The sequence below is a fragment of the Acidimicrobiales bacterium genome (assembly GCA_035547835.1).
Taxonomy (GTDB): Bacteria; Actinomycetota; Acidimicrobiia; order Acidimicrobiales; family Iamiaceae; genus DASZTW01.
The window spans coordinates 150,622-176,874 of sequence record DASZTW010000007.1 but is presented as its reverse complement, the minus strand read 5'-3'; the positions used below and the strand labels follow the sequence as shown (position 1 = coordinate 176,874).

Genomic DNA, 26,253 nt, shown 5'->3' with positions numbered 1-26,253 from the left:
ATCGTAGACAGGCGAGCCCATCGGGCACGGGAGCGGTCCCGTATGCTCGCACGACCATGCGACGTGCGTTCCGGCCCTCCGCGCTGCGCGCTGTGGGGCTCGCAGCGCTGGTGGCCGCGCCGTTCGTGGTGACGGCAGTGGCGCTGCGCGGCCGTCACTGGTGGCCGACCGGCGACTTGGCACAGGCCGAGATGCGGGTGCGCAGCTTGTGGAGCCACCCGCCGCTGATCGGCGCGGCCGGGCGGATCGGCACGATCGCCGAGCGCGGCAGCCACCCGGGACCGCTCGCGTACTGGGCGCTGTGGCCGGTGTACCGCCTCTTCGGCGCCACACCCTGGGCGCTCGAGACGTCCGTCCTGACCTTGCACGCGCTCGGCGCGGCGGCGACCATCGCCGCGGCTCGGCGCGTCGCCGGGTGGGTCGGCATGCTCGGGGCGACGCTCGTCGTTGTCGGTCTCATCCACGGCTTCGGGATCGCCACGCTGATCGAGCCGTGGAACCCCTTCCTCCCCTTGCTGTGGTTCGCCGCGACGACGGCGCTGGCGTGGGCGGTCATCGCCGGGGACCGGCAGATGTGGCCCGCGCTGGTGGCCACGGCCACGTTCTGCGTGCAGTGCCACGTGGGCTACTTGGCGCCGGTGGGCGCACTCGGCGTCGTGGCCCTGGCCTTCACCGTGTGGCCCCGCCGGGCCGGCTGGTGGCGACCCGTCACCGTCGCCGCCGGCGTGGGGGTCGTGCTGTGGATCCCGCCGATCGTCGACCAGGCGGTGCACCACCCCGGAAACCTGCACATCTTGTTGGACTACTTCCGGCACCCACCGGAAGCCGCGATCGGCCCGGTGACGGGTCTGGCCGACGTGCTCCGGTTGTTGAACCCCCTGGGTGGCTGGCTGACCAGCCGCGCCGGCCTGCACACCAGCGTGATGCCGGGCTTGGCGCTGCTCGTGGTCTGGGCGGTCGCGGCGGCCCTCAGCTGGCTGCGGCGCGCGCGCCATCCCGAGCTGTTCGCCCTCCATGTGACGGTGCTGGCGGCTGTCGTGTCCACCTGGCTCGCGGTCTCGCGGATCTTCGGCCAGCTCTTCGCGTACTTGGTGATGTGGGTCTGGGTGGTGACCGCCACGATGGTCGCCGCCACCGTCGCCACCGCGATCGCGCTGGTGGCCGAGGCCCGACTTCCTGCTCGCGCCGAGCAGCTGCGACCTGCGCTGGTGGGTTCCGGGGTCGTGGTCGTGGTGGTGGCGGTGACGACCTCGTCGTGGTCGGCCGCTTTCGTCCGCCCGCCCTACGAGCCGTACTCGCGGCAGATGGCCACGTTGGTGCCACCGGTGGTCCGCCAGCTCGACCGGTCCGGCCGCTACCAGGTCACGTTCGACGACCCGATCAGCCTCGGCGGCGACGCGTACGGCCTCATCCTCGAGTTGGAGCGGCGCGGGTTCACCGCTGGCGCGCCACCGATCCAGCGCGTCGCTGTCGAGGCCCACCGCGTGCTGCGCCGTTCGCAGGCGACCGCGGTGCTGGCCGTCGTGTCCGGACCGCGGATCGCCACGTGGAAAGCAAAGCCCGGCGCCCGGCTGCTGGTGCAGGTCGACCCTCGGAGCTCGGCCCAGCGTCGGCGCTACGCGCGGCTGCGCGCCCGCGCGATTGTCGAGCTGCGTGCCGCCGGCCTCGCGCGGCTCGTGCCCCAAGTCGACCAGTCGCTGTGGGCGATCGCCAACGACGTGCACGTGCCGAGGTCCGTCATCGCCGCCATTGGCCCGATGATCGCCATGGGATTGCCCACTGCCGTCCTCGAGCTTCCTGCCGATGCAGCCCAGGGCTGAGCCCGACCTGCGCCGTGCCGGTCGCCCGGCGCCACTCAGGCGTGGTGGGGCGCAGCTGCCGCTCGGGGCGTTCGCGCTCGCGGCGGGCACGCTGGTCGGCTGGGTGTGGTGGATGGGGCGCGGTTTCGGGATCTTCTCCGACGAGTGGAACATCGCGATCCTCGCCAACCGCGGTGATCTCCTCCAACCGTTCAACGGGCACCTGTCCCTCGTGCCCCAAGCCGTGTACCTGGCGCTGACCCGCTCGGTGGGGCTCGGACACTACGGCCCGTACCGAGCGATCGGGCTCGTGGCCTATGTGGCGCTCGCGGCGGCGGCGGGCTGGCACGCGGCGCGACGAGCCACCCCTGCGATCGGCGCGCTCGTGGGCATCACGCTGCTGTGGAGCGCCGCCGCCAAGCTCACGCTGTTGTTCCCGCTCCTCATCAACTTCACGGTGCCCGCCGCCTGCGGCTGCGGCATCTGGCTGGCGCTCGATCACACGCGCGACCCGGGTCGGCCGGGGCCTGCTGCGCTCGTGGTCGGTCCGTTGCTGTTGGCGGTGGCGCTCGCGAGCTCGGCCGTCGGCGTCGTGGTCGCGGTGGCCGTCGCCGTCGAGTTGGTATGGCGTTGGTCGCGACGCGACCTCGGGCTCGCAACGGTCGCGGCGCATGCCGTGCCGGTGGCAGTGTGGTTGGCGTGGTGGATCGGCTTTCACACCACGACGGCGCAGCCTGGTGGCGCGGGCTCACTGCTGCACTTCGCCGGGACCGAGGTGCTCGCGTCGTTCGCCGCGCTGTGCGCGGGGTGGACGCCAGGCGGGTGGGCGCTGCTCGTGGCCTTTGTGGCGCTGGTCGCCGCGTCGGTGACCCGCTGGCACACCTTCGGGCCGCGTGCGGCGTCGACCTTGACCGCGTTCGTGTCCTTCGTCGCGTTGACCGCGATCGGGCGCGAGGGGATCGGCGCGAGCGGTGTACCGCTCCCCCGCATCGCGCCCGCCACCGACCGCTATCTCTTCCTCAACTCGGTGTTCCTCCTCAGCGCCGCGGCTGCCATGGCAGGACCGATCTGGGCAGGGCGGGAGACGTCCGGCGCCCGCAGACGCCGCACGGGCAGACCCGCACCGCTCGCTGCCGGCGCCGGGCTGGTCGTGGTGTTCGTGCTCCTGGTGGCCAACGGGTGGCACCTGGTCGATGACGTGCGCACGTATCGCCACGACCAGCTCGCGTACCAGGCGGCATCCCGCACGGCGACGCTCGGCGTACGGCTCGCCGGTGACCGAGCGAGACGCAGCCGGGTGGTGCCGATAAACTTCGTGCCGGTCACCACCGGTGGCTACCTCGACTTGATCCGCCGTGTGGGCGCACCGCCGCTCCCCCACGACACCAGCAACCTCGGCCTGCCCGCTGACCGACGCCGAGCCGACCAGTCGCTCATCGCCGATCTGGGCATCCGCCTCCGTGCCGCCGGCGCGTGCCCGATGGGCAGTTCGGCCTCGACCAGCACGGTCGAGGCAACGGTGACCGTGCCACCCGGGACGACACTCGTCGTGCACGCGGGTGCCGGCAAGGCAGCCGTCACGCTCCGGCGCCTCGCCGGGGCGGGGGCCGCATCGCCCATCGGCACGGTGCCGGCCGGCGCCACCGCCACCCTGGCATTGCCGGCCGGACCCGGCGCCGACCTCCGGTGGGCCGCACACGCCGAGGGCGCGGGCGCGACGATCACGCGGTGCGGGTGATCTCCAACGCGTCGGGCGCCGCCAGCCGCCGTGGACGCGCTCGCAAGCGACGCTCGACCAGTCGGTAGGACACCTCGCTGGCCACCACGGTGAGCACCAGCGCCAGCACAAGGCGGGGTAGCGGCCGCCATCGCGAGTGCGTCGCCAGCGTCGTGAAGATCGGCAAGTGCCACAAGTACAACGAGTACGAGCGCTCCCCGATCCACACGAGCGGCCGCAGGGACAGCAGGCGCCCCAGCCCCCACTCCGGCTCCACGGTCACGGCGGTGATGACCGCGGTCGACGCCGCCGCCACCAACACGAAGCCGCCCCGGTAGAGCCAGGCGGCTTCCTGCTTCGCCACGACGAACACGACCACGAGCACGAGCCCGCCGAGGAGGGACGCGGGTCGCAGCCACCCCCTCGAACGCCCACCGACCCAGCGCCAGGTGTAGGCCAGCCCGCCGCCGCAGCCGAGCAGGATGACGTCGGCCCGGGTGTCGGTCCGCATGTACAACGGCAGTGCGCTGGCGGGGCCCGACCACGACAGCAATCGCACGATGGCCGCCACGAGCGAGCCGCCCAGCAGCACGGCGACCAGCCAGCTCCGTCGCCAGCCAGCCCGCACCGCACCCAGCACGACCAACGGCCACACCAGATAGAACTGCATCTCGACTGCGAGCGACCACGAGTGCGAGAGCTCGACCGGATACGGCATGTGCCACGCCTGCATCCAGTTCGACACGTACAGGGCGGTGCCGACCAGGGCGTGCACCGACTCCGCCGTCGTGAGCTGGCGGGCATGGATCAACCACACCAGATGCCACCCGGTGCCGACCATCACCACCGCCACGGCGGCCAGCAGAGCCATGAGCGCCGGGACCAGGCGCCGGATGCGGCGCTGCCAGAAGTTCGCGTAGCCGACGTGGCCGCGGGACTGCAGCTCGTCGATCAGCCCGGCTGTGATCAAGAAGCCGCTGATGGCGAAGAACAAGTCGACGCCGAGGAAGCCGCCCGGCAGAGGGTTGCGGACCCATGACTGGCTGAGGAAGGCCGCGTGGTACGCGACGACCGTGAGCACCGCCACGCCGCGCAGGCCGTCGAGCGGCCGGACGTAGCCGAGCCGTCGGGGCCGCGGCTGGTCGTCGAGGCGGCCCCGAGCGGGCGCCGGCGTCTCGGCCGGGTCACCGGCGGCTCGTGGCGCCGGGTCGACGCCCGTCATCAGCGGCCCGGATCGCGCACGAACACCGCGACCGGCTCCACCGGGATCACGAACATCGTCCTACGGTACGAATCAAAGGGACTTCCGGCGGTGGACTGATCCCACCTCGCCACCTGATGGAAGCCGGGCGGTACGTCGGCGGCGTCGGGCCCGCTGGCCACGATCACCGTGCCTCGCGCGCCGTGCGGCAGGTCGTGGTGGCTGCCGAGGTCGAGATTGGCCGCTGGCGCCACGCGCACGTCGCGACCAGCGGCGACCAAGCGCGCCACCACACCCGGCCCCACGACGTAATACGCGAACTCGCCGCGTCGCTCGACGACCCACGGCTCACCGCGATCGGTGGCGCGCACGGCCGCCGCGCCGAGGTGGCGGACCGGACCGAAGCCCGCGGAGCCGAAGTCGTGCGCCACCCCGAGCCGTGGCCACGTCGCCGCGACGACCACCACTGCGGCCACTGCGGCTACCGCCGCGGCCATCCGACCCGCTCGCAGCGACGTGCGGGCGTTGGACGGCCGCGCGGCGAGCTCCGCGCCGATCGCTGCCGCGGCGACGATCCAAGGGAACACCGCCATTGGCCACCACACCCGTCGGGCCCACAACAGCTCCTGGTAGCCGAACTCGCCCGGCGTCCGAGCCACGGTGACGGTGGCGGCAAGCAGGCCGGTGACGGCGACCGCGAGCCCCACCACGATCGAGCGGCGGCGCGCCCGCCAGGCCCGCACGAACAGCGTGGCGAGCACCAGCCACACCAGCACCGCGGTGGCGACGTCGATCGCCGAAACTCCTGGCTGGGGATGGACCAGGTCGTCGACGCCGCTCCACCACACGGGCGGCACCGACGTGGCGTGCACGAGGCCCCGCAGCGCGGCCCCCGCACCGAGTTGCGTCGGCGACGCACCCGATGCTCGCAGCAGGCCCACCAAGTTCCCGCGCCCGTGGATCTGGTCGATGACCGGCCCCGACCACACCGCCAGCACCAGTACCGCCGTGGTCACGACGGGCCATCTCCAGCGCACGCCGCCGGCTGCGGACCTGACGCGCGCCGACCGAACGAGCGCGGCCACGGCCACCGCGCTGACCGCCACCGCTGGCAACACGAACGTGAGGTGCAGCTGGGCGACGACGCTGGCGGCGACCGCCAGCACGGGCAGCATCCGCACGTCGCCCGAGGCGACCCGCCACGCCGCGGCCAGGACGAACAGCCCCGGTAGCACCGCCAGATGCGGGTTCCACGGGTCGTGCAGGACTTGGCCGCCGAGCGACCAGCACATGACCGCCACCAGCGCGGCCGCCACCCAGGCGAACCACGGACCGCCGAACTTGCGCACCAGCCAGACGGTGCCGCCCGCCGCCACCGCGTCGAGCAACGCCGCGCCGATCGCGAGCCCGATGCCCGATGGTCCGAACAGCCGCTGCATCGGCGCCATAGCCCAGAACTCGGCCGGCCCCGGGTGGTACAGGTGATGCGGCCAGTGGGCAGCCGAGCTGAGCGAGGTGTAGATCCCGACCAGCGGGGGGTGCCCGGCCCAGGCGTCGCTCGCCTTCACGGAGATCACGCCGTTGTCGATGACCGGTGCCCACCGCCCGGTGACCGCACGCAGCCCGCTCAGCACGGCTGGCGCCGCCGCCACCAGCGCCGCGAGCCAACCGGACCGGATCAGGGACGCACCGCGTGGCCCGACCCGCCGCCCGGCCCTTGGCGGCATCGCCGCGCCGGCGGGCCCGGCGCCGGCGTCGGCGGTGGCGCTGGCCACCGAGCCCTCGTCCGTCACGGGAGCGCGCCCTGCGTGACGGCGACGGGCCCCCCGGCCGGTGATGGGTCGCCCCGCCGCTCCCAACGCCCCTTCAGTCGCAGGAACGGTTGCTCCACCAGGTAGAACGACGTCGCCGCCAACACGAACGTGAGGCCCCAGCCCCACAGCAGCCGCGCTGCCATCCGGCCATGCGGCATCGCCCGCGTGACCGCCATGAACACCGGGGGGTGCCACAAGTACAGGCCGTAGGAGACCCGGCCGACCCACACGAGCGGTCCCCAGCGGAACGCCGCAGCGGGCAACCAGCGCCGGTCGAGCAGCGCCACGCACAGCAGCGCCAACGCCGCGTCGAACAGCGTGAACCCCCAGCCGTACATCCAGCGCGCTTCGGGCCGCACCCACACTTGGGTGGCCACCAAGGCAGCGAGCAGCGCGGTGGCCACCGCTCGCAACCCGCGGCCGGGTCGCCATCCCGCGTGCAGCGCGATGGCGGCCACGCCGCCCAACAGCAGCGAGTCGGCTCGGAAGTCGGTGCGCATGCCGATCTGCTGGTCGAGGCGTCCGGCCAGCGCCACTGCGCCCCCTGCGCCGCTCACGCGGTACGCGGCCACTGTCCGCAGCACCGTCAGCGCGACGGCACAAGCGAGGAGCAGGCCACCGACCACTTCCAACCGGATCCGGCGGATCAGCACCACCAGCAACAACGTGGGCCAGACCAGGTAGAACTGCTCTTCGACGGACAGCGTCCAGGTGTGGCCCCACGTGAGGCTCGCCACCGGGTCGGTGACGTGCCCGGCCCACTGCATCCAGTTCGAGGCGTACACCCCTGCCCACCCCATCAGCGACAGCTGCGACCGCATGGCCTGGTGCGTCGACAGCAAGTAGACGATGTCGACGCCGAACACGAGGGCGAGCGCCGGCAGCAGCCGCAGGACCCGACGCATGTAGAACGCGCCGAACGCCACCCGTCCGTTGCGTTCGCGCTCGGCCAGCAGCAGCGACGTGATCAGGAACCCGCTCAACACGAAGAAGACGTTGACGGCGAGGTACGACCCCGGGACGCCTCGTGCGTAGCTCTCGGGCCACAGCAAGAAGCTGTGGAACACCATGATCAGCAGCAGCGACACGCCCCGAAGCCCGTCGAGCCCCGGCTGGTAGCCGAGACGGAACGGTGCGCGACTCACGGCCGCGTCGCCCCCGTCAGTACGGCCAGGTCTCGCCATCGTGACCGAGCAGGCGGGTCAGGCGGCCGAGTCGGGCGACCATCAGCGCCTTGATCACCACGTTGCGGGCGAACCACGGCAGTTCGGCGAGCTGGCGCACCACGTTCTTCGTCCGGCCTCGGCCACGGACCGGGACGCGCCGGTACTGCGTCATCGACTGCGCCCGGCCCACATACGTCCAGTCGGCGGACCAGACCAAGGTGGTGAGCAGCGCCAAGGTCACGCCGATCGAGCTCCACGAGTCGTGGATGAGCAACGTGCCGCCCTCGCGCACCCGGCCACCCCACTGGACGATGTCCGCGCGGGCAGGGCCGTAGCGGTGGGCGCCATCGATGTACAGCAGGTCGACCGCGCCGGTGACCTGGTCGTGTGCCGCGCTCGACAGCTCACGCACATGGCGCACCCGCTCGGCCACCCCGGCGGCGGCCAGGTTCGCCGTGAACGCCTCGTGGTCGCTCTGGCCGAGCTGGGCGGTGGTCGTGATCTCCTGGGGGCCTCGGTCGGTACCCAAGTGCGGGTCGATGGCCACCACGGCGACCCCCCCAGGGGCGGCCCTGGCGAGGATGACCGCGGACCGTCCTCGAAAGCTGCCGATCTCCACGATCTGGTCACCCGCGGTGCAGCGAGACGCCTCTTGCCACAGCAACTTGGCCTGGTCCTCGGTCATCCACCCCTCGACGTGGGCAACCGCGCCGAAGGCGGCGTCGAAGGAGCGGGCTGACGTGTCGGTCACGAGGTCCCCGATTGGCAGGCGTCAGGGGTCGACATCCCGGTGCGTCGACCGCAGCGAGTGTAGAGGCGATGCTCGTGGCGGCCGGACCGTCTTCGATACGCTCGCTCGGCGCCCAACAGCCGACCGTGACCGCCGGGCACCCAACTCCGCCATGCCGTTCTCCGCACCCGACCCCCGCTCGACGACCGCCCCGGTCGCACACGACGAAGCCGTCGCCACCGTGGCCGACACGGCTGCGCGGGCCGGCATCCGCCGCGTCCATCTGCTGGCCTGGCGGGACCTCGACGATCCCGAGGCCGGCGGGTCCGAGGTCCACGCCGACAAAGTGGCCCGGATCTGGGCCGAGGCAGGTCTCGACGTGGTGATGCGCACCTCGTTCGCGGCAGGGCACCTCCCCGAGGTCGAGCGCGACGGTTACCGGGTGGTGCGACGGGCGGGGCGCTACCTCCTGTTCCCGCGCGCCGCGCTCGCCGAGATCGCCCGCAACCACGGACCGCGCGACGCCATGGTCGAGATCTGGAACGGCATGCCGTTCCTCACGCCGGTTTGGACCCGCAGCCCCAAGATCGTCGTGCTCCACCACGTCCACGGCGAGATGTGGCGGATGGTGCTCCCGCCCGGGCTCGCCCGCTTGGGCGACACCATCGAATCGCGCTGGGCGCCGCCCTTTTACCGCCGCGAGCGCATCGCCACGTTGTCGGAGTCCTCTCGCCAGGAGATCATCCACGAGCTCGGCATGGACCCCGACCGCGTCTCGGTGGTCCCGCCCGGGGTGGACGCCCGGTTCAGTCCGGGACCGGACCGCATCGGCCCCGACCCCACCCCACCCCCTCCGAACGTCCTGGCGGTCGGCCGCCTGGTGCCGGTGAAGCGCCTCGACGTGCTGATGCGCGCGTGCCACGAGGCCCGCGAGCACGTCCCCGACCTCACGCTCACGCTCGTGGGCCAGGGCTACGAGCAGGTGAAGCTCGAGCGGCTGGCACGGCGCTTGGATGGCGCGTCGTGGGTCACGTTCGCCCCGACGGTCTCCGACGAGGAGCTCGTCGAGCGCTACCGCCGGGCCCGGATCGTCGCCTCGGCCTCGGCACGGGAGGGCTGGGGGATGACGCTGACGGAGGCCGCGGCGTGTGGGACGCCGGCCGTGGCCACACGGATAGCGGGGCATGTCGACGCTGTCGACGACGGCGTCAGTGGCCTGCTCGCCGATGACGCGCACGAGCTCGTCCAGCACCTCGTGGAGCTGTGCAGCGACGACCGCCTCTGGCAGAAGCTGTCGACGGGTGCGGTCGCGCACGCCGCCAAGTTCTCCTGGGATGCCACCGCCGTCGGCCTGATGCAGTTGCTGGCCGAGGCGGCGCAAACGACGGGACGCCGCGGGCGGACCGGCCGATGGCGCTGACGCGCACCGGAGCCCGACGCCGGTTCGTCGAACGCTGGAGCTCCAAATCGCCGTACGCCGCGCTGGCGCTCGTGGCGTACATCCCGGCGCTGCTGACCAAGCCCGGCTGGATCTCGGTCGACACGAAGGTCTACCTGTACCTCGACCCCGGCCGCCTGCTGCACGAAGCCACTTCGATGTGGGACCCCAACACCGCGCTGGGCACTGTCACCCACCAGACCATCGGCTACCTGTTCCCGATGGGGCCGTACTACTGGGTCACGCACGCACTCGGCATCCCGGTGTGGGTGGCCCAGCGGATCTGGTGCGGCTCGCTGCTGCTCGCCGCCGGGGCGGGCGTGATCTACCTGCTGCGGACCATGCGCTGGCGGGGGCCCGGCGTCCCGGTGGCTGGCTTGGCCTACATGCTGTCGCCTTACATCCTCGCTTACCTTCCCAAGCTCTCGGTGATCCTCTTGCCGTGGGCGGGACTGCCCTGGCTGATCGCGTTCTGCATGCGCGCCGCTCGCCAAGGCGGCTGGCGCGATGCCGCGCTCTTCGCGCTCACGGTGCAGGTCATCGGCGGGGTCAACGCCAGTTCGCTCGCGTTCGTGCTGTTCGCAGCCGTGCTGTGGCTGCCGTTCGGGGTGTGGGTGCACCGCGAGGTGTCGTTCCGCGACGCCTGGCGCGCGCTGGCGCGCATCGCCCTGCTCACGTTCGTGACGTCCACCTGGTGGTTGGCCGGGTTGTGGGCACAGGGCCGCTACGGCATCAACGTGTTGCAGTACACCGAGACGGCGCAGACGGTCGCGCAAGTCTCCACCTCTTCAGAAGTGCTGCGAGGGCTCGGCTACTGGTACTTCTACGGCACCGACAAGTTCGGCGGCTTCGTCGACATGGTCGGGCCGTACACCCAGCACCTCTGGTTGCTGGTCACCAGCTTCGCGGTCCCGGGCTTGGCGCTGCTGTCCGGCCTCGTGGCCCGCTTCCGGGAGCGCGCGTACTTCGTGACGCTGGTCGTGCTCGGCGTGCTGTTGTCGGTCGGCGCGTACCCGTGGGACGGGCACACGATCGTGCCGCGGATCTTCCGATGGGTCCTCACGACCTCGCAAGCCGGCAGCGCGATGCGCTCGATGCCGCGTGCCGCACCCCTGTCCGTGCTCGGACTGGCCGTGCTGCTCGGCGCCGGGATCACCGCGCTGCACGAGCGCTACTCCGACGGGGTCAACCGCCTCGACCGCAAAGTCGTGCTCGTGGCCGCGCTGGCCGCCCTGCTGATCGGCGTGAACTACGGGCCCGCCTTCCTCGGCGGCATGATCGCCAAGGGTGGCGAGCGCCCGTCGGCGATCCCCGACTACTGGTATCAGGACGCCAACTACCTCGATGCGCAGCCGCACTCCACCCGCGTGCTCGAATTGCCCGGCAGCGACTTCGCCTCCTACCGCTGGGACGGAACGGTCGCGACCACCGTCGATCCGATCACGCCCGGGCTGATCACCCGCCCGTACGTGGCCCGCGAGCTGATCCCGTTCGGCTCGCCGCAATCGTCCAACCTGCTCGACGCCTTCGACGTGCAGCTACAAGGCCGGATCCTCGACCCTGCCGCCATCGCACCGATCGCGCGCTTCATGTCGGCCGGCACCATCAACCTCCGCAACGACCTCACGTACGAGCGCTACCTGCTCCCCCGGCCGCGTCTGTTGTGGAACTTGTTCGGCGACGCTGGCGGCCTCGGGACCCCGGTCGGGTTCGGCGGGAACGCTCCGAACGTGCCCGACCCCCGGCTCCCCTTGCTCGACGAGACCGAGTTGGGCGCCCCGGCGAACCTCCCGAACCCGCCGAAGGTCGCGGCCGTCCCCGTCGAAAAGACCCCTGCCATCGTCCACACGTCGCCGGTGAGCGGCGCCGTCGTGATGGCCGGTGACGGCAGCGGCCTGGTCAACGCCGCGGCGGCCCACCTCCTCACTGGACGTGAGCTCGTCTTCTACTCAGGGTCGTTCGCCTCGGACCCTTCGGCGCTGCGCAAGATCATCGGCGACGGCGCCACGTTGTTGGTGACCGACTCCAACCGCAAGGCCGGGCAGCGGTGGGGCACCATCTCCGACATCTACGGCTACACGGAGATGGCCGGCGAGCAGCCACTCGCGACCGATTGGCGCGATCAGCGCCTCGACGTCTTCCCCTCGGCCGGCGACGCCTCTCGCAGCGTCACCGAGCAGCGCGGCGGGGTCCAGGCCCGCGCCACTGCGTACGGCAACCCGGTCGCGTACACGCCCGAAGACCGCGCATCCAACGCCGTCGACGGCAACCCGACCACGGCATGGAGCGTCGGCGCGTTCTCCAACGTGTTGCACCAGAAGCTCCAGCTCGACTTCGCCGAGCAGCGCACTGCCGACCAGATCCACCTCCTTCAACCGCAGAACGGCGTCCGCAACCGCTGGATCACGAAAGTGAAGCTGACCTTCGACGACGGCAGCTCCGAAGTGCTCGACCTGAGCGACGCCAGCCGCTCTGGTAACGGGCAGACCATCTCCTTCCCGACGCACACGTTCCGCCGCGTCACCATCGAGATCGTCGGCGACTCGGTCGGCCAACGTCCCGCGTATCCCGGCATCTCCGGCGTCGGGTTCGCCGAAGTCGATCTCGGCAAGGCCATGCCCCACGTCGCCGAGTACGTCCGGCTGCCCACCGATCTGTTGCAGATCGCCGGCGCCTCGAACGTGTCGCACCCCCTCGACTTGGTGCTGACCCGCCAACGGGTGAGCGGCTCCAACGCGGTGCGGACCGACCCTGAACTGCGGATCGCGCGAGCGTGGAACTTGCCGACCGCTCGCTGGTTCAACGTGAGCGGGTCGGTCCGTCTCCAGTCGAACACCGCACCGGCCGCCACCGATCGCACGCTCGGGATCCCCGACGCAACGCATGGCGGGGTGACCTCCAGCGAGTCACGCCACCTGCCCGGTTCGGTCGCGGACCGCTCCACTGCTGGCGCCGACGGCAATCCCGAGACGGCTTGGTCGACGGGCCTCGGGAGCGCGGTGGGTGACTGGGCCGGCTACACCACCGCGCAGCCGGTGACCGTGAGTCAACTGGCGCTGCGGGTCGTCGCCGACGGCCGCCACTCCGTCCCGACGAGCCTCGAGGTCGACGTCGACGGCCACGCCGAGACCGTTGACCTCCCCGCCATCGCCGACAGCGCCAAGCCGGGCAGCACGCGACTGGTCCACGTCGCGCTGCCTCGCGCGATGACCGGGACGCACATCCGCTTCACCGTCAAGGGCATCCGGGCCGTCACCTCACGCGACTGGTACAGCCAGCAGCCGATCGACCTGCCCGTCGCGGTTGCAGAGTGGGGCGTGGCGGGGTTGCAGGCGCCGCGGCCCGCGGCCCGCCTCGACCCCGCCTGCCGGTCTGGGCTGCTGCAAGTCGACGGGGTCGACGTCCCGGTGTCGCTCGTGGGCACCGCCGCCGACGCGCTGGCGGGCAAGCCGATCACCTTCGTGGCCTGCACGCCACCCACAGGCCTTCTGCTGCCGTCGGGTAACCGCACGCTCACCACCACACCGGGAACGACCACCGGCCTCGACTTCGACCAGGTCGTCTTGCGCTCCGCCGCGGGCGGCCGCGGCGACCGCAACGCCGGTCCGGTCGCCCCGACGAGCCAGGGCCCAGGCGGGCGCGCGGGCGCGCCCGGCCCGAGGGTCGAGGTCACCCACCAGAGCCGCACGTCGGTCGACTTGAAGGTCACCGGTGTCGACGCGGCCCAGTGGCTCGTGCTCGGGCAGTCCTTCAACGACGGTTGGCACGCCACCGTCGGCGGCCACGACCTCGGGAAACCCACCCTGGTCAACGGCTACGCGAACGGCTGGCAGATCGGGCCGGGCACCGGCGCGCCCGCCAAGGCGGGCACGGTCGTGGTCCACCTCCGCTGGACACCCCAACGACTGGTCAACGTCGCACTGTGGATCTCGGCCATCGGCGGGCTGCTCGTGTTGATCTTGATCTTGTGGCCGATGCGACACCGGTTGGCGCCCGTCACTGCCTCGCCCCGCTCGAGCCTCGATCGCACGCCGAGCGTGCCACGCCCCGCATCGGTGGTACGCACCGTCCGCTACGGCGGCCCGAGACCGACCACCAAGGAGCTGCTCATCGCGGTGGTCGGGTTCACGGTTGCCACCGGCCTCGTGGTCACCCCGGTCTGCGGCCTGATCGCCGGGGCGCTCACGTTGGTGTGCCTGCGCATCCGCTGGTCACGCTTGTTGTTGGTGCTCGGCGCCCCGCTGTGCGTCGCGGCCGTCATGGCGTACGACGTGATCCATCAGTTCCGCGACCACATCCCGGCCGACTTCATGTGGCCCACGTTCTTCGCCCGCACCCACGACATCGCATGGATGGCCGTCGTGTTGTTGCTGATCGACGTGGTCGTCGACCGCCTGTGGCTGCGGCGCTGGTGGCCGACTGACGACTCGCCGGCCTGAGCAGCGGAGACCAGCCGCGGCCCGCGACGGCGCCCTCAGGACTTCGGTGGGCCCGCTTGCGTGAAGCGGGCGTCGGGTGGGTCGGCCGCCCACGCCGCCGGGTGGCCCCAGGCGTCGTCGAAGACGAGCTCACGCAGCGGGCGGCGGCGGACAGTGCCGTGGTTGCCCGCAGGGCGCCCGAGCGTGATCGTGGCGGCGATCAGGACGCCGTCGGGGATGGCGAGCACGTCGCGCAACTCGCGCTCGACGAGACCGTGCCACATGGTCATCACCCCGCCGTAGCCCATCGACCGGGCCGCGAGGAGCAAGTTCTGGCAAGCCGGATACACCGACGCGCCTTCGCTGGCAAAGGGCGCCCGGTAGCGCTGGAGGCATGCCAGCACCACCACTGGTGACTCCTCGAAGTGGTCGACGTAGTGCTGCATGGTGCGGGCCATGCGCGCTTTGGGCGAGTCGTCCGCAGCACCTGTCCCCTCGTCGTAGCGGTCGTCCGCGCGCTTGGTGTCCCACGCCGAGCGGAATGCGTTCCCCAACAGCGCTCTCGCCTCGAGAGCCTTCGGGCCGCCGCGCAGGACCAGGAATCGGAACGGCTGGCGGTTCGACCCCGACGGCGCGCGACTGGCGGCGAAGAGCATCCGAGCCAGGTCGGCTTCCGGCACCGGATCCGGCAAGTACCGCCGGATGGCCCGGGTGGTGCACAAGCCTTCGTACAGCCCCGGCTCGCCGGTGGGCTCGACATGGGGGTCCGGCGCGGTCATGGCGTCACCTCCACCGGCGCGCCACCCGCTCGTGCCGACTCGTAGACGGCGTCGACGAGACGGTGGGCGCGCACGGCGTCGTCGAACGACGGGCTGGCGGTCCCGCCGGTGCGCGGGGCCCGCAAGAACGCGCCGGCGGGGTTGTCGGGCTCGATGCCGCGGTTCGCCAGTTCGGCCATCAGCCCTTCGTCTTGGCGGACCTGCTCGTCGGCGCCCGTGTACTGCCACCGGACCGGTCCGAACAGGTCGTTTTCGAGCTCGACGTGCAGGCGCTCGCAGAACACCTCGACGTTCCGGCCGCTCGGGCGTTCGAGGATGTCGTGCCACACCGAGGTCAGTGCCCCCAGACCTCCGTCGCGGAACGTCAGCACGGCTGCGGCGTTGTCCTCGATGCCGGCATGGCCGTGGCGGTTCTCGGTGCGGGCGCTGATCGAGGCGATCGGACCGATCACGTGCTCGATGATGTCGAGGTCGTGGATCGAGTGCTCGAGCATCGTGCCGGCGCCGGCCAGCGTCGGGTCGACCCGCCACACCGACTCGTATTGGCCCTGGTTCGGAATGTACTGGTCGTCGCGGAACACGACGCTCATGACCTCGCCGGCTTCGGGGTCGTGGACGAGTGACCGCACCAGCTGGAACGACGGCGAGTACCGCAACACGAGCCCCACCTGGTTGACCACGCCGGCCGCGTCGACCTCTGCAGCCATCGCCGCGGCGCGCTCGGCGTCGAACGCCAGCGGCTTCTCGCAGAACACCGGTTTGCCGGCCGCCACCACCTTCGACACCAACCGGGCGTGCTCGGCAGTCCACGTGCACACGAACACGACGTCGGCGCGGGCGACGACTTCGTCCTCATCGGCGGCCACATCACCGCCGTGGTCCTCGATGAAGGCTCGCGCGCGCTCCGGGTCGTGGTCATACGCACACACGATCTCGCTGGGCTCGTCGGCCAGCGACAACATCATCACGTGGAAGCGGGCGATGAAACCCGTCCCGAGAAAGCCAACGGCGGTGGTCATGGCCGACACCGTACGCAACGACCGGCATCGCGCCAGCGGCGCCCGGCCACGGGGCCGACACCTCGCCAGAGGTCGCGGCTAGACCATTCGGGTCCCCGCGGGAAGGAAGCCCACATGGCTGACGCCGATCAGATCCGAGCCACCATCGCCAGCTACGCCGACCGACTCGGCGCGCTCGACCGCGCCGGCTGGGTGGCGCTGTTCACCGACGACGCACGCCAGGAGGACCCCGTCGGCGCGCCCGTCAACGTCGGCCACGAGGCCATCGGCGCGTTCTTCGACCGCATGATCGGCCCCATGAACGAGCCGCAGATGCTCCTGCACGACGGTTTCCCGATCGTCGTCGGCAACGAGGCGATCGTGGGCTTCCAGATCGTGGCGGGCAGCGGCGCGGAACGCATCCGCATCCCGATGATCGTCGACCACATGACGTTCGCAGACGACGGCCGCATCAGCGCGCTGCGCGCGTTCTGGGATCCCGCATCGCTCATGCTCGACCCCGAGGGCTGACGTGGCCGAGCCCAAGGCAGCCGGGACGCCCGACCCCGCTGAGCTCGGCGCGCACACCGACGACCTGCTGGCGTTCCTCGCTGCGGCCCCGTCGCCCTACCACGCCGTCGAGGAAGCCGCGCGCCGCCTCGACGACGCCGGGTTCACCCCACTGGACCGCGAGGACCCCTGGCCAGCCGGCCCGGGTTCGTTCTACGTGCGCCGCGGCGGTTCAGTCGTCGCGTGGGCCGTGGGGCCCGGAACGCGGGCCGCGGCCCCCTACCGCATCGCCGGCGCGCACACCGACAGTCCGAACCTCCGGGTGAAACCGCGGCCCGAGACGACCACGCTCGGCTACCGGCAGCTCGGCGTCGAGGTGTACGGCGGGGCGCTGTACAACTCCTGGCTCGACCGCGACCTCGGCTTGTCCGGGCGGGTCACGATCTCGACCCGCGCCGGGATCCACACCGAGTTGGTGCGGACCGACGATCCCATCGCCCGCATCCCGCAACTCGCCATCCATCTCGATCGCGGCGTGAACGACGGGCTCAAGCTCAATCCGCAGCTGCACCTCGTGCCGATCTGGTCGCTGAGCGGAGGATCGCACTCCGACGGCGACGACCTTCGCAGCTACCTCGCAGGCCTGATCGCGATGGACGGGCAGATCGATCCGGCCTCGATCACGGGTTGGGACCTGATGTTCCACGACGTCGCGCCGCCCGCACGAACCGGCCGCCACGGCGAGCTCGTCTCCTCGGGCCGGATCGACAACCTGCTGTCGTGCCACGCAGGGCTCCTCGCCCTCATCGATGCGGCCGGCCGCGGCGGCGAGACAGACGCCACCCGGCCCGGTCCAGTTCAGGTGCTCACGTTGTTCGACCACGAGGAGATCGGCTCGCAGACCCCCACCGGGGCGCAAGGCGCCTGGTTGGGTCAAGTCCTCGAGCGGATCTGCCTGGCCCGCGGCGGCACACGCGCCGACTTCCTCCAGGCGTTGGCCGCCTCGACTTGCGTGTCGGCCGACGGCGCCCATGCCACCAACCCCAACTACCTCGACCGCCACGACCCCGCCCACCAGATCACGCTCGACGGCGGGCCCGTCATCAAGACCAACGCCAACCAGCGCTACGCCACCGAGGCGACCACCGGTCCGTGGCTGCGGGCGGTGGCCGACGGGTCCGGCCTTCCTCACCAGGAGTTCGTGAGCCGTGCCGACATGCCATGCGGCTCCACGATCGGTCCACTCACCGCTGCCGGCCTCGCCATCGACACCGTCGACGTCGGCGCGCCGATGCTGTCCATGCACGCGGCACGCGAGCTCACCAGCGCGGTCGACGCCTGGCGGCTCACTGCGTTGTTGCGGGCCGCGTACCTGGCGCCGTGAGTCGACTGGTGTGCCGGCTGGGGCCGGACCGTCGCGATCTGCGATCCTGAGTTGGTGAACCACCTCGAGGCGCTCGGCGTCCTCGGCCTCGAACCTGGGGTGGGCTGGTCCGAAGTGCGAGCGGCATACCGCGGTCTGATCCGCGAGCTCCACCCCGACCGCGCCGGCGACGCCAGCACCGGCAAGGTGGCCCGCATCACCGCGGCGTACTCGCTGCTGGAGGCCACGTGGGACGACCGACCGCCCCCTCCGCCGGCACCCTCACGCCCCGTGCCGACGACCAATGGCCACCCGCCACCAGGTCAGCCGCCTCGCCACGGCACGCCCGCCACGGGCGGGGCGACGTGGTCGGGCCTTCCGGTCGACGTGTTGGGCAACGACGCGCTCGCGGTCGACGCCGACGCCGAGACGGCGTTCTTCTTGTTGCTCGATGCCGCGCATGACATCGGCGAGGTTTCCTTCGTGGACCCCTCGATCGGCCTCATCGAAGCGGTGTGCCAGTTCGCGGGCACGCCCGCGTGCTCACTGGTGATCTCGCTGCAGGGACGCCAAGACCACGTCGAAGCGTTCTGCACGCTGGAGACGCTCGACGGCACGGCGCCACCGCCGCTGCACCATGTCGTGGAAGTGCTGGCCGACTTGGCCCGCCAACGGATGGGGGCCACACTCGACCGGCCGGTGGATGCTCCCGCGGAGTGGTTGGTCGACGAGCAGGGGCGCCCCGGGCGCCCCGACTAGCGATGCGTCAGCGACCGACGGGCACGCCGTAAGCGAGGATCCCGCAGCGCCCGCACACCATCGAGCCGTCCCGCCTCGGCGATCCGAAGCGGTGACCCAAGATGACGCACAACGAGCGCATGAGCCACGCCTGCATGCGTCCATCCTGCCCCGTGGGGCACCCAGCGGCACGGTCAGGGCCCAAATTTCCGCCTCACGCTGGTCAGGCCGCGCCGATGCCTTCCATGCGCGCGAGCACCCGCAACATGACCTCGTCGGCCCCGCCGCCGATCGACAGCAGCCGGGCGTCGCGGTAGAAGCGGGCGGTCCACGTCTCCTCCATGTAGCCCATCCCGCCGTGGTATTGGACCGCGAGATCGGACACCCGGCGCAGCAGCGGGCCGGCCAGCAGCTTGGCAACGGTGGCCAGGCGCGTGGTGTCCTCGCCCGCCAGGTAGGACTCGGCGCACGCGTGGTTGACCGCCCGGAGCGCGTCGGTGTCGGCAGCGAGCTGCGCCACGGTGAACTGGAGGTACTGGTTGTCGGCCAGCGGCCGGCCGAACGCCTGGCGCTCGTTGAGGTAGGCGATGAGCCGATCGAGCGCGCCGCGCGCCTGACCCCATGCCACGTACGACGCGATCATCCGCTCGTTCTGGAACTGCTGCATCTGTTGCACGAAGCCCTTGCCGATCTCGCCGATCGTGTTCGACACCGGCACCCGGCAGTCGACGAAGCTCAACTCGGCCGTGTCCGACGAGCGGTTGCCCAGCTTGTCGAGCTTGCGGCTCACGGAGAAGCCGGGGGTGGTGGTCGGGAACAGGATCTGGCTCATGCCCCGGGCGCCACCGTCGTCGGAGGTGCGGGCCAGCAGGCACAACCAGTCGGCCTGCGCGCCGTTGGTGATGAACAGCTTCGTGCCGTTGATGACCCACTCGTCGCCGTCGCGCACCGCCCGCGTGCGCAGGCCTGCCACATCGCTGCCCGCGTCGGGCTCGGTGACCGCGATCGAGGCGACCAGTTCGCCCCGACAGGCCGGCGCCAACCACGTGCGCTTCAAGTCGTCGGATCCGTAGCGCGCCAACGACGGGGTGGCCATGTCGGTCTGAACGGTGATCGCCATCGACACGCCGCCACAGCCGATCCGGCCGAGCTCCTCGCCCAACACCAACGTGTAGCTGTGGTCCGCACCTTGCCCGCCGAACTCTGTCGGGTACTCGAGGCCGAGCAGCCCTGCCGCGCCGAGCTTCGGGAAGAGGTCGTGGGCAGGGAACTGCCCCGCTGCTTCCCACTCGTCGACGTGAGGATTGACCTCGCGGTCGATCAGGACGCGGACGGTCTCGCGGAACTGCTCGTGCTCGTCGGTGAAGCGCATCGCGCCCACGGTAGGAGGCGGCCAAGGGCGCGGCGAGCCGGCCCGCAGCGACGGTGCGGCAGCAGGTTCGCGGGCGGGGCAGCGGGCCGACCTCGAGCGACCGGGTGGCGGCAGGTTCGCGCCTGGCGCAGCGAGAACTGAACCGGTGACACCCGATGACTTCCACGCCGTCCTGATCGCGCCGACCCTGTCGAGGTTGCCCAACCGTGTACACGCCTTTCGGTGAACTGCCCGACCGGTTCTTGTCGTCGGGCATGTCGATCGACGAGGCCGACGAGTACCTCCGGGCCAGATCCAGTCGCCGGTCGTTCTTGCGTGGCGCGGCGCTCCTCGGCGGTGCCGCCGTCGTCGGGCCGACCCTGTGGCAACAGCCCGGCTGGTCGCAGGCGGCACCACCCGGGTCGCCCCGACTGGCGTTCGGGAACGACCCGACCACCACGATGAACGTGTCGTGGTCGACGCCCGCTCCGGTGGCCAATCCCCGGTTGTCGTACGGCATCGCCTCGTCGGCGGGCACGACCGTCGCCGCGGACACCCGCACCGTCGGCGGGCTCAAGCCCGTGGCCACCAACTACCACCACGTTCGCCTCACGGGGCTCGCGCCCGGGACGACGTACCGCTACCGGGTCGCCCACGACGGCGCGTCGGTCGACGGGCTGTCGTTCACCACCGCCCGCCGCGGCGACCACCCTTTCACGTTCACGGCGTTCGGCGACCAGGGCATCACCACGGCAGCAGCCGACAACACGGCGCTCATCGCCGGCATCGACCCGGCCTTCAACCTCGTGGCCGGCGACGTCGCCTACGCCGACGGCATCGGCACCGGGCTGGTGGTCGACCTCGTGCAGTTCGACCCCACCCGTTGGGACGACTGGTTCGCCGAGACCGCCGTCGCGCAGCGGCGCAGCCCGTGGATGCCCGCCATGGGCAACCACGACATGGAGCCGGGTATGGGGCTGCACGGCTACGGCGGCCACTACGCCCGCCTCGCGCTGCCCACCAACGGCTTCAACGAGGTGGTGTACGCGTTCCGCTACGGCAACGTCGGCGTGGTGGCGGCCGACGCCAACGACATCAGCGAAGAGATCCCCTCCGCGCAGCTGTACACCAACGGTCGCCAGACGCCGTGGATCGACGCCACGCTCGCTGCGTTCCGAGCCGACCCGACAATCGACTTCCTCGTCGTGTACTTCCATCACTGCGCGTACTGCACGATGACCTCGCACGGCTCCGATGGCGGCGTGCGGTCGAAGTGGGTCCCGCTGTTCGACCGTCACCACGTCGACCTCGTCATCAACGGGCACAATCACGGCTACGAGCGCACCCACCCGGTGCGCGCCAACGCGCCGACCGCCGAGGCCCCGGTGGGCGCCACGGTGCGCTCGGACCAGCTCGGCACCACGTACATCTGCGCCGGCGGCGGCGGCCGCGCCCCCGACGACTTCGGGTCCCAAGCCTTCATCAGCCACGGACCCGTCGCCTACCAGCTCAAAGCCGACGCCGAGCTGGAGCCGTCGGCGTGGTCGTCAGTGCGTCGGCCGATCAACAGCTTCATCCGCGCCGACGTCCGCCCACCCGATGCCGACGGGCTGGCCACCATGGCCATCACCACCATCTCGTCCAAGGGGACCACGATCGATCAGGTCACGTTGCGTCGGGCTCGGGTGCGCAACGCTGCCGCGACCTCGACCGTGGGCGGGGCGCAACCCGCCACGGGCGCGGTGGAGGCGGCCGACCTCAACAGGGCTGCTTCTCGCCACCCCGCTTCTGGCCACCCGGCGGCGTCGGGTACCGGACGCACGTCGGGCGGCACGCTCGCCGCGACCGGCGGCCACCTCGACCGCCTCGCGCCGATCGGCGGCCTCGCCGGCACGCTCGCCGCCGGCGGCGTCGCCGGCCTGACCGCGCTGCGCCGCCGCGCCGCCGCCCTCGAGGCGGATTCGCCCTCCGACGTGCCGCGCTGAAGGGGCGCCCCGCTCCTGTCGTCCCCGTCGTCAGCCTGGTGCGCCGGACCTGACACCCGCTGTCATGTTTGGAAGGAAGCCGCCCGGCGACGGTCCGGCACCATTCAGGAGGACGCAGGCCCTGCGCTAAAGTGGCTGCTCGCTCCGGCTCGCCGGGGCGCCACGTCGGAGTGGCGGAATAGGCAGACGCGCTAGCTTGAGGGGCTAGTGCCCGCAAGGGCGTGGGGGTTCAAGTCCCCCCTCCGACACCACCTGACCAGGGCAAACGCCCTGGTCAGCGGCGTTTTCGGCGGAGGTCGAGCGGGCCGTCGTACTCGATCTCCTCGACGGCGGGGTAGATCACCCGGAGGCCGCACTCGTTGGTCAGCGTCCCCACGCCGCGTCGGCGGCCCACTCGGGGTCGTCGTTTGCCGGTACGCACGACCTGTGGCGTGCTCGTCCAACTGCATGCGTGACCTCGTAGCCTCCAGCGATGCCGACACCTCCCGGCCAGGCCGTTGTCGACTGCACCATCGCGCTACGCGAGGTCCAGCCTCGGGTGTGGCGCCGGCTCCTCGTTCCGGGGAGCGTTCGGCTCGACAAGTTGCACCCCATGTTCCAGGCGGCGATGGGGTGGGAGGACTGCCACCTCCACGCCTTCGAGATCGGTGGCAACCACTACGGGATGCAGTTCGACGAGTACCCGGACGGCGAGCTGCAGGAGAAGGACTTCACCGTCGTCACCGCCATCGGGTCGAACGAGCGCTTCACCTACGAGTACGACTTCGGCGACTCATGGGACCACGACGTCACCGTCCACCGCGTCTGGCGGATGCCGAAGGGCCTGAAGTTCGCCGTCTGCCTCGACGGCGCCAACGCCTGCCCGCCCGAGGACGTCGGCGGCTCCTGGGGCTACGAGCACCTCCTCACGGTGCTGGCCGACCCCAGCCACGAGGAGCACGAGCACCTGAGCGGATGGGTCGGCAGGCCGGTCGATCCGCACGAGCTCGACCTCGCGCTCGTGAACGCCCACCTCCAGGCCGTTCGCTGATCAATAGACGGACCTCCTGTGACGCGCCCCACGAGATCGACCGTCGACCGCAGGCAGCTTGCCTTGAACCCATGGCTTTGGTGAAGCGTGTCTACGGCACGGATGAGGCGACAGCGTTCGTCGCTGGCGGTGGCCTCGCGACTGACGACGACGGGTCGATCACCAACGACGGCCGGCGACTGGACAGTGCCGAGGCGGTCCTCGAGTTTCTCGAAGAGCGGAGGCGGGAGCGGGAGACCGCCGAGCGCTCGGCTTGATCTGGTGGGCGATCACCCGCCGCTCGACGTCGACCGAGTGGTCGAGGTGTTCGATCGTCACCAGGTCAGTACCTGCTCGTCGGTGGCGTAGCGGCTCGCTTCCAGGCTCCAAGCGCCCGACCGAGGTCGTTGAGGTCGTCGGACGAGCAGAGGGCTCGCCCCTCAGACGGCGGAGCATGGCCTATCACTGTGATCCCGATCTTCTGCTCGTATGGTGGAGCCAGCTCAGTCGTCCGATCTTCCCGGGGGGCTGCCGGGCGTACGCCGCCCGGGTCGTCGGGCAGAGACGGCTCGAGTTCCGCCCCAGGAGATGACAGCGCCGAGACCGGCGCTCCGAACCTGGAGCGGTCCATGCAACACCCGTCCGACTCGAGCTACGGTGACGAACGCCTGTTCGACCCGATTGCTCTCACCCGAGGTCCGTTCGATGCCGAGTTTCAGCAATGTAGTTTGGCGCCCATGACCGGGGAACCCTTCAGCATCGCTGGATTGTTCGCCGGCATCGGAGGGATCGAGCGAGGTCTCGCCCGCCACGGCGGCGAAGCCGCGTTGCTCTGCGAGTATTGGGACCCGGCTCACCGCGTGCTCGCGGCGAGGTTCCCGGACGTCCCTCTCGTCGAGGATGTGCGCGACCTTCGATCGCTGCCGAAGGTCGATCTGGTGTCGGCCGGCTTCCCGTGCACGGATCTGTCCCAGGCGGGGCGAATGGACGGCATCAATGGACGCGCATCGGGTCTCGTCTCAGAAGTGTTCCGCTTGATCCGTCGTCCCCGTGCGCCGATGTTGCTGCTCGAGAACGTCAGAAACATGCTCGTGCTCGACGGCGGGGCGGCCATGCAGTACCTCGTCGATGAGTTGGAGGCTCTCGGCTATCGGTGGGCGTATCGCCTCGTGGACTCGCGCTTCACCGGCGTGCCTCAGCGACGCCAGCGAGTCATCTTCCTGGCGTCCCAGACCCTCGATCCGCGTGCCGTGCTCTTCTCCGACGATGAAGGCGAGCCCGGTCCGGAGTGGTTCTCGGACGAGACGTGCGGCTTCTACTGGACCGAAGGTCTCCGTGGCCTCGGTTGGGCACGGGACGCAGTGCCCACTCTCAAGGGCGGCTCCACGGTCGGAATCCCGTCTCAGCCTGGGATCTGGAACCCCTCGGCAGCGCTCGGTCGCCGGATCGTCCTGCCGGTGGTCGAAGAGGCCGAGCAGATGCAGGGATTCCCCGCCGGCTGGACCTCACCTGCAGCCGACGGGCCGGGTCGCAAGGGCCCCCGATGGAAGCTGACCGGCAACGCTGTCACCGTCGGCGTGTCGGCCTGGGTCGGCCGTCGCCTGCGTGACCCTGGTGAGCCGATCCTCGACGGAGAACCGATGAAGGCTGGCGGGCGTTGGCCCACCGCGGCATTCGGGGCGAAGGGCAAGATCTGGGCGGTGAACGTGTCCATGTGGCCCACCCGAGAGCCGTATCTCCATCTCCACGAGATCGTCGATCTGCAGGAGGCTCAGCCTCTGTCGGCTCGGGCGAGCGCGGGATTCCTGTCCCGGGCAGAGCGCGGCACCCTGCGGTTCGTCGACGGATTCCTGGACGACGTCGCCGAGCATGCCGCCTACATGGCGGAGGAGCTCTCTGTCGCCTGAGGCCCGCCCCCCGGGTCGTCCCGCCGCCTCGTCGGCGGTCGTGCGCACACGGATGCAGCGCCAGGCCCGGAGGGATACAGCAGCGGAGCTGGCCATTCGTCGCGAGGTGTGGCGGAGGGGACTTCGCTACCGCGTCGACGTCGCTCCGATCCCCGGTCTTCGACGGCGTGCCGACCTGGTGTTCACAAAGGCTCAGATCGCTGTGTACGTGGACGGCTGTTTCTGGCACCGCTGTCCGGTCCACGCCACCTCACCGAAGGCGAACAGCGAGTGGTGGCGCGAGAAGCTCGACGCGAACGTGCGGCGAGACCGCGACACCAACCGTCGGCTCACCGAGGCGGGGTGGACCGTCATCCGGATCTGGGAGCATGAGGACCCCGTCACGGCTGCGGACCGGATCGAGTCGGTCGTGCGCTGACTTGCGCACCGGGTCCCCGGAGCTGGTTCCGGCCTCACCTACGATCGGATCGATGGAGGGGCCCGCGATTCTCGTCGAAGCGCTGCGCGACGCGACGATCGCCGACAAGTACGGGAATCGGTGGCAGTACCACTCCCGTAGCGACCGACACTCGAAGGTCGCATGCTGGGGCATCGGCCTCGACCTCCTGAGCTCGTCGGCGTTGCTCCGACGACACGTCGCCGAGGGCAAGGTCATCCTCGGCGTGAACCACACGATGCGGGACTTCGGCACGGGCCGAAAGAAGGATCTGGACCTGGTACTTGCTCGCCCCGAGGGAGAGCCGGACCGACGAATCACGTTTGGTCAGTTGGCAGAGCGGTACTCGATTCCCCTCTCCGCTCGGCAGCGGATGATCCTCGAGGAGCTCCCCGAGCTACCGGTGGCGCCCGTCGGCGCGGTCCTGATCGCGCTCGAGGCCAAGGCGACGATGACGGCGCACATACGCGCGCTGCCTCGTCTCTACGACGAGCTCAACTCGTCCCACCTCTGTGTGCACGGCGCCAGCCGTCAGGCACTCGCCATCGGTTTCGCCATCATCAATGCGTCGGGGCGGTTCGCGTCCTCGGACATGAACAAGTTCGACCTGTCGAAGGCCGATCGTGTCTTCACGGAGGAGCCGCAGCCTCGCTCGCTGGTGCGCACGCTGGAGAAGATCGCCGAAATGCCTCGCCGATCGAACACGCGCGAGACGGGGTTCGACGGGGTGGGCGTCGTTGTCATCGATGGACCGAACGACGGCACCCCGTTCCGGCTCGTGACAGCCGCGCCTGCGCCGCAGCCGGGTGAGCCGTTCCACTACGACGGGATGATCGCTCGCATGGCCAACGAGTACGACACCAGCTTCTCGTCGATCTGACTGGCCGGCGCCGC

21 protein-coding genes and 1 tRNA gene are annotated in these 26,253 nt (G+C 70.9%); 14 read left to right on the top strand and 8 right to left on the bottom strand.

The features are described 5' to 3' along the window. Positions 1 to 56: 56 nt before the first annotated feature. The gene (locus VHA73_07855; GenBank protein ID HVX17932.1) at positions 57 to 1,820 is read left to right on the top strand and encodes a hypothetical protein; all 1,764 of its coding nucleotides are present in this window, start codon (positions 57 to 59) and stop codon (positions 1,818 to 1,820) included. Next, complete coding sequence (locus VHA73_07850) at positions 1,804 to 3,537, top strand: hypothetical protein (GenBank protein ID HVX17931.1); 1,734 nt, start codon at positions 1,804 to 1,806, stop codon at positions 3,535 to 3,537. The genes VHA73_07855 and VHA73_07850 overlap by 17 nt, the downstream gene beginning before the upstream one ends. Here VHA73_07850 and VHA73_07845 read toward each other — a convergent pair. Genes VHA73_07845 through VHA73_07830 form a run of 4 tightly spaced genes read right to left on the bottom strand, consistent with a single transcriptional unit; the run spans position 3,521 to position 8,448 of the window. Continuing rightward, positions 3,521 to 4,738: an acyltransferase gene (locus tag VHA73_07845; GenBank protein ID HVX17930.1), complete on the bottom strand. Its 1,218-nt coding sequence runs from the start codon at positions 4,736 to 4,738 to the stop codon at positions 3,521 to 3,523. The two genes, VHA73_07850 and VHA73_07845, sit on opposite strands and share 17 nt — an antisense overlap. After that, complete coding sequence (locus tag VHA73_07840; GenBank protein ID HVX17929.1) at positions 4,738 to 6,510, bottom strand: hypothetical protein; 1,773 nt, start codon at positions 6,508 to 6,510, stop codon at positions 4,738 to 4,740. The genes VHA73_07845 and VHA73_07840 overlap by 1 nt, the downstream gene beginning before the upstream one ends. Then, positions 6,507 to 7,676, bottom strand: a complete 1,170-nt coding sequence (locus VHA73_07835; protein HVX17928.1) for an acyltransferase — start codon at positions 7,674 to 7,676, stop codon at positions 6,507 to 6,509. The genes VHA73_07840 and VHA73_07835 overlap by 4 nt, the downstream gene beginning before the upstream one ends. A gap of 16 nt (positions 7,677 to 7,692) precedes the next feature. Further along, positions 7,693 to 8,448 carry a class I SAM-dependent methyltransferase gene (locus VHA73_07830; GenBank protein HVX17927.1) on the bottom strand — a complete coding sequence of 252 codons (756 nt, stop codon included), beginning with the start codon at positions 8,446 to 8,448 and terminating at the stop codon, positions 7,693 to 7,695. A gap of 151 nt (positions 8,449 to 8,599) precedes the next feature. Between VHA73_07830 and VHA73_07825 the strand changes: the two genes are divergently transcribed. Both VHA73_07825 and VHA73_07820 read left to right on the top strand, forming a co-directional pair. Then, positions 8,600 to 9,847: a glycosyltransferase family 4 protein gene (locus VHA73_07825; GenBank protein HVX17926.1), complete on the top strand. Its 1,248-nt coding sequence runs from the start codon at positions 8,600 to 8,602 to the stop codon at positions 9,845 to 9,847. Continuing rightward, entirely contained in the window at positions 9,838 to 14,304 is a 4,467-nt protein-coding gene (locus VHA73_07820; protein HVX17925.1) for an alpha-(1->3)-arabinofuranosyltransferase family protein, read from the top strand. Before VHA73_07825 ends, VHA73_07820 begins: the two co-directional genes overlap by 10 nt. Positions 14,305 to 14,339: 35 nt before the next feature. Here VHA73_07820 and VHA73_07815 read toward each other — a convergent pair whose 3' ends face one another. Then, positions 14,340 to 15,062, bottom strand: a complete 723-nt coding sequence (locus VHA73_07815) for a nitroreductase family protein (protein HVX17924.1) — start codon at positions 15,060 to 15,062, stop codon at positions 14,340 to 14,342. Next, positions 15,059 to 16,081: a Gfo/Idh/MocA family oxidoreductase gene (locus tag VHA73_07810; protein ID HVX17923.1), complete on the bottom strand. Its 1,023-nt coding sequence runs from the start codon at positions 16,079 to 16,081 to the stop codon at positions 15,059 to 15,061. The genes VHA73_07815 and VHA73_07810 overlap by 4 nt, the downstream gene beginning before the upstream one ends. 114 nt (positions 16,082 to 16,195) lie before the next feature. Between VHA73_07810 and VHA73_07805 the strand changes: the two genes are divergently transcribed. The 3 genes from VHA73_07805 to VHA73_07795 are packed head-to-tail and all read left to right on the top strand — an operon-like array spanning position 16,196 to position 18,692. Beyond that, the gene (locus VHA73_07805) at positions 16,196 to 16,591 is read left to right on the top strand and encodes a nuclear transport factor 2 family protein (GenBank protein ID HVX17922.1); all 396 of its coding nucleotides are present in this window, start codon (positions 16,196 to 16,198) and stop codon (positions 16,589 to 16,591) included. A 1-nt stretch (position 16,592) separates the two neighbouring features. Next, entirely contained in the window at positions 16,593 to 17,954 is a 1,362-nt protein-coding gene (locus tag VHA73_07800; GenBank protein HVX17921.1) for a M18 family aminopeptidase, read from the top strand. Positions 17,955 to 18,008: 54 nt separating this feature from the next. Then, entirely contained in the window at positions 18,009 to 18,692 is a 684-nt protein-coding gene (locus VHA73_07795; protein ID HVX17920.1) for a J domain-containing protein, read from the top strand. 7 nt (positions 18,693 to 18,699) lie between these two features. Here the strand turns inward: VHA73_07795 and VHA73_07790 are convergent, their stop codons facing one another. Then, positions 18,700 to 18,828 (bottom strand): hypothetical protein, encoded by a 129-nt coding sequence (locus VHA73_07790; protein HVX17919.1) that lies wholly within the window; start codon positions 18,826 to 18,828, stop codon positions 18,700 to 18,702. Positions 18,829 to 18,894: 66 nt separating this feature from the next. After that, the gene (locus tag VHA73_07785) at positions 18,895 to 20,043 is read right to left on the bottom strand and encodes an acyl-CoA dehydrogenase family protein (GenBank protein ID HVX17918.1); all 1,149 of its coding nucleotides are present in this window, start codon (positions 20,041 to 20,043) and stop codon (positions 18,895 to 18,897) included. 206 nt (positions 20,044 to 20,249) lie between these two features. Here VHA73_07785 and VHA73_07780 point away from each other — a divergent pair, with 206 nt between their 5' ends. The 7 genes from VHA73_07780 to VHA73_07750 all read left to right on the top strand — a co-directional run bounded on the left by VHA73_07780 (position 20,250) and on the right by VHA73_07750 (position 26,239). Then, positions 20,250 to 22,007 (top strand): metallophosphoesterase family protein, encoded by a 1,758-nt coding sequence (locus tag VHA73_07780; protein HVX17917.1) that lies wholly within the window; start codon positions 20,250 to 20,252, stop codon positions 22,005 to 22,007. Positions 22,008 to 22,171: 164 nt separating this feature from the next. Then, positions 22,172 to 22,258: transfer RNA gene (locus tag VHA73_07775), tRNA-Leu, on the top strand. A gap of 221 nt (positions 22,259 to 22,479) precedes the next feature. After that, a complete protein-coding gene (locus VHA73_07770; GenBank protein ID HVX17916.1) occupies positions 22,480 to 23,037 on the top strand; it encodes a plasmid pRiA4b ORF-3 family protein in 558 nt (185 codons plus the stop codon). Positions 23,038 to 23,108: 71 nt separating this feature from the next. Continuing rightward, positions 23,109 to 23,294 carry a hypothetical protein gene (locus VHA73_07765; protein HVX17915.1) on the top strand — a complete coding sequence of 62 codons (186 nt, stop codon included), beginning with the start codon at positions 23,109 to 23,111 and terminating at the stop codon, positions 23,292 to 23,294. Between the two features lie 459 nt (positions 23,295 to 23,753). Further along, positions 23,754 to 24,923, top strand: a complete 1,170-nt coding sequence (dcm, locus tag VHA73_07760) for a DNA (cytosine-5-)-methyltransferase (protein ID HVX17914.1) — start codon at positions 23,754 to 23,756, stop codon at positions 24,921 to 24,923. Next, the gene (locus VHA73_07755) at positions 24,886 to 25,341 is read left to right on the top strand and encodes a very short patch repair endonuclease (protein ID HVX17913.1); all 456 of its coding nucleotides are present in this window, start codon (positions 24,886 to 24,888) and stop codon (positions 25,339 to 25,341) included. The genes dcm and VHA73_07755 overlap by 38 nt, the downstream gene beginning before the upstream one ends. A 52-nt stretch (positions 25,342 to 25,393) precedes the next feature. After that, positions 25,394 to 26,239: a hypothetical protein gene (locus tag VHA73_07750; protein ID HVX17912.1), complete on the top strand. Its 846-nt coding sequence runs from the start codon at positions 25,394 to 25,396 to the stop codon at positions 26,237 to 26,239. Positions 26,240 to 26,253: the final 14 nt, after the last annotated feature.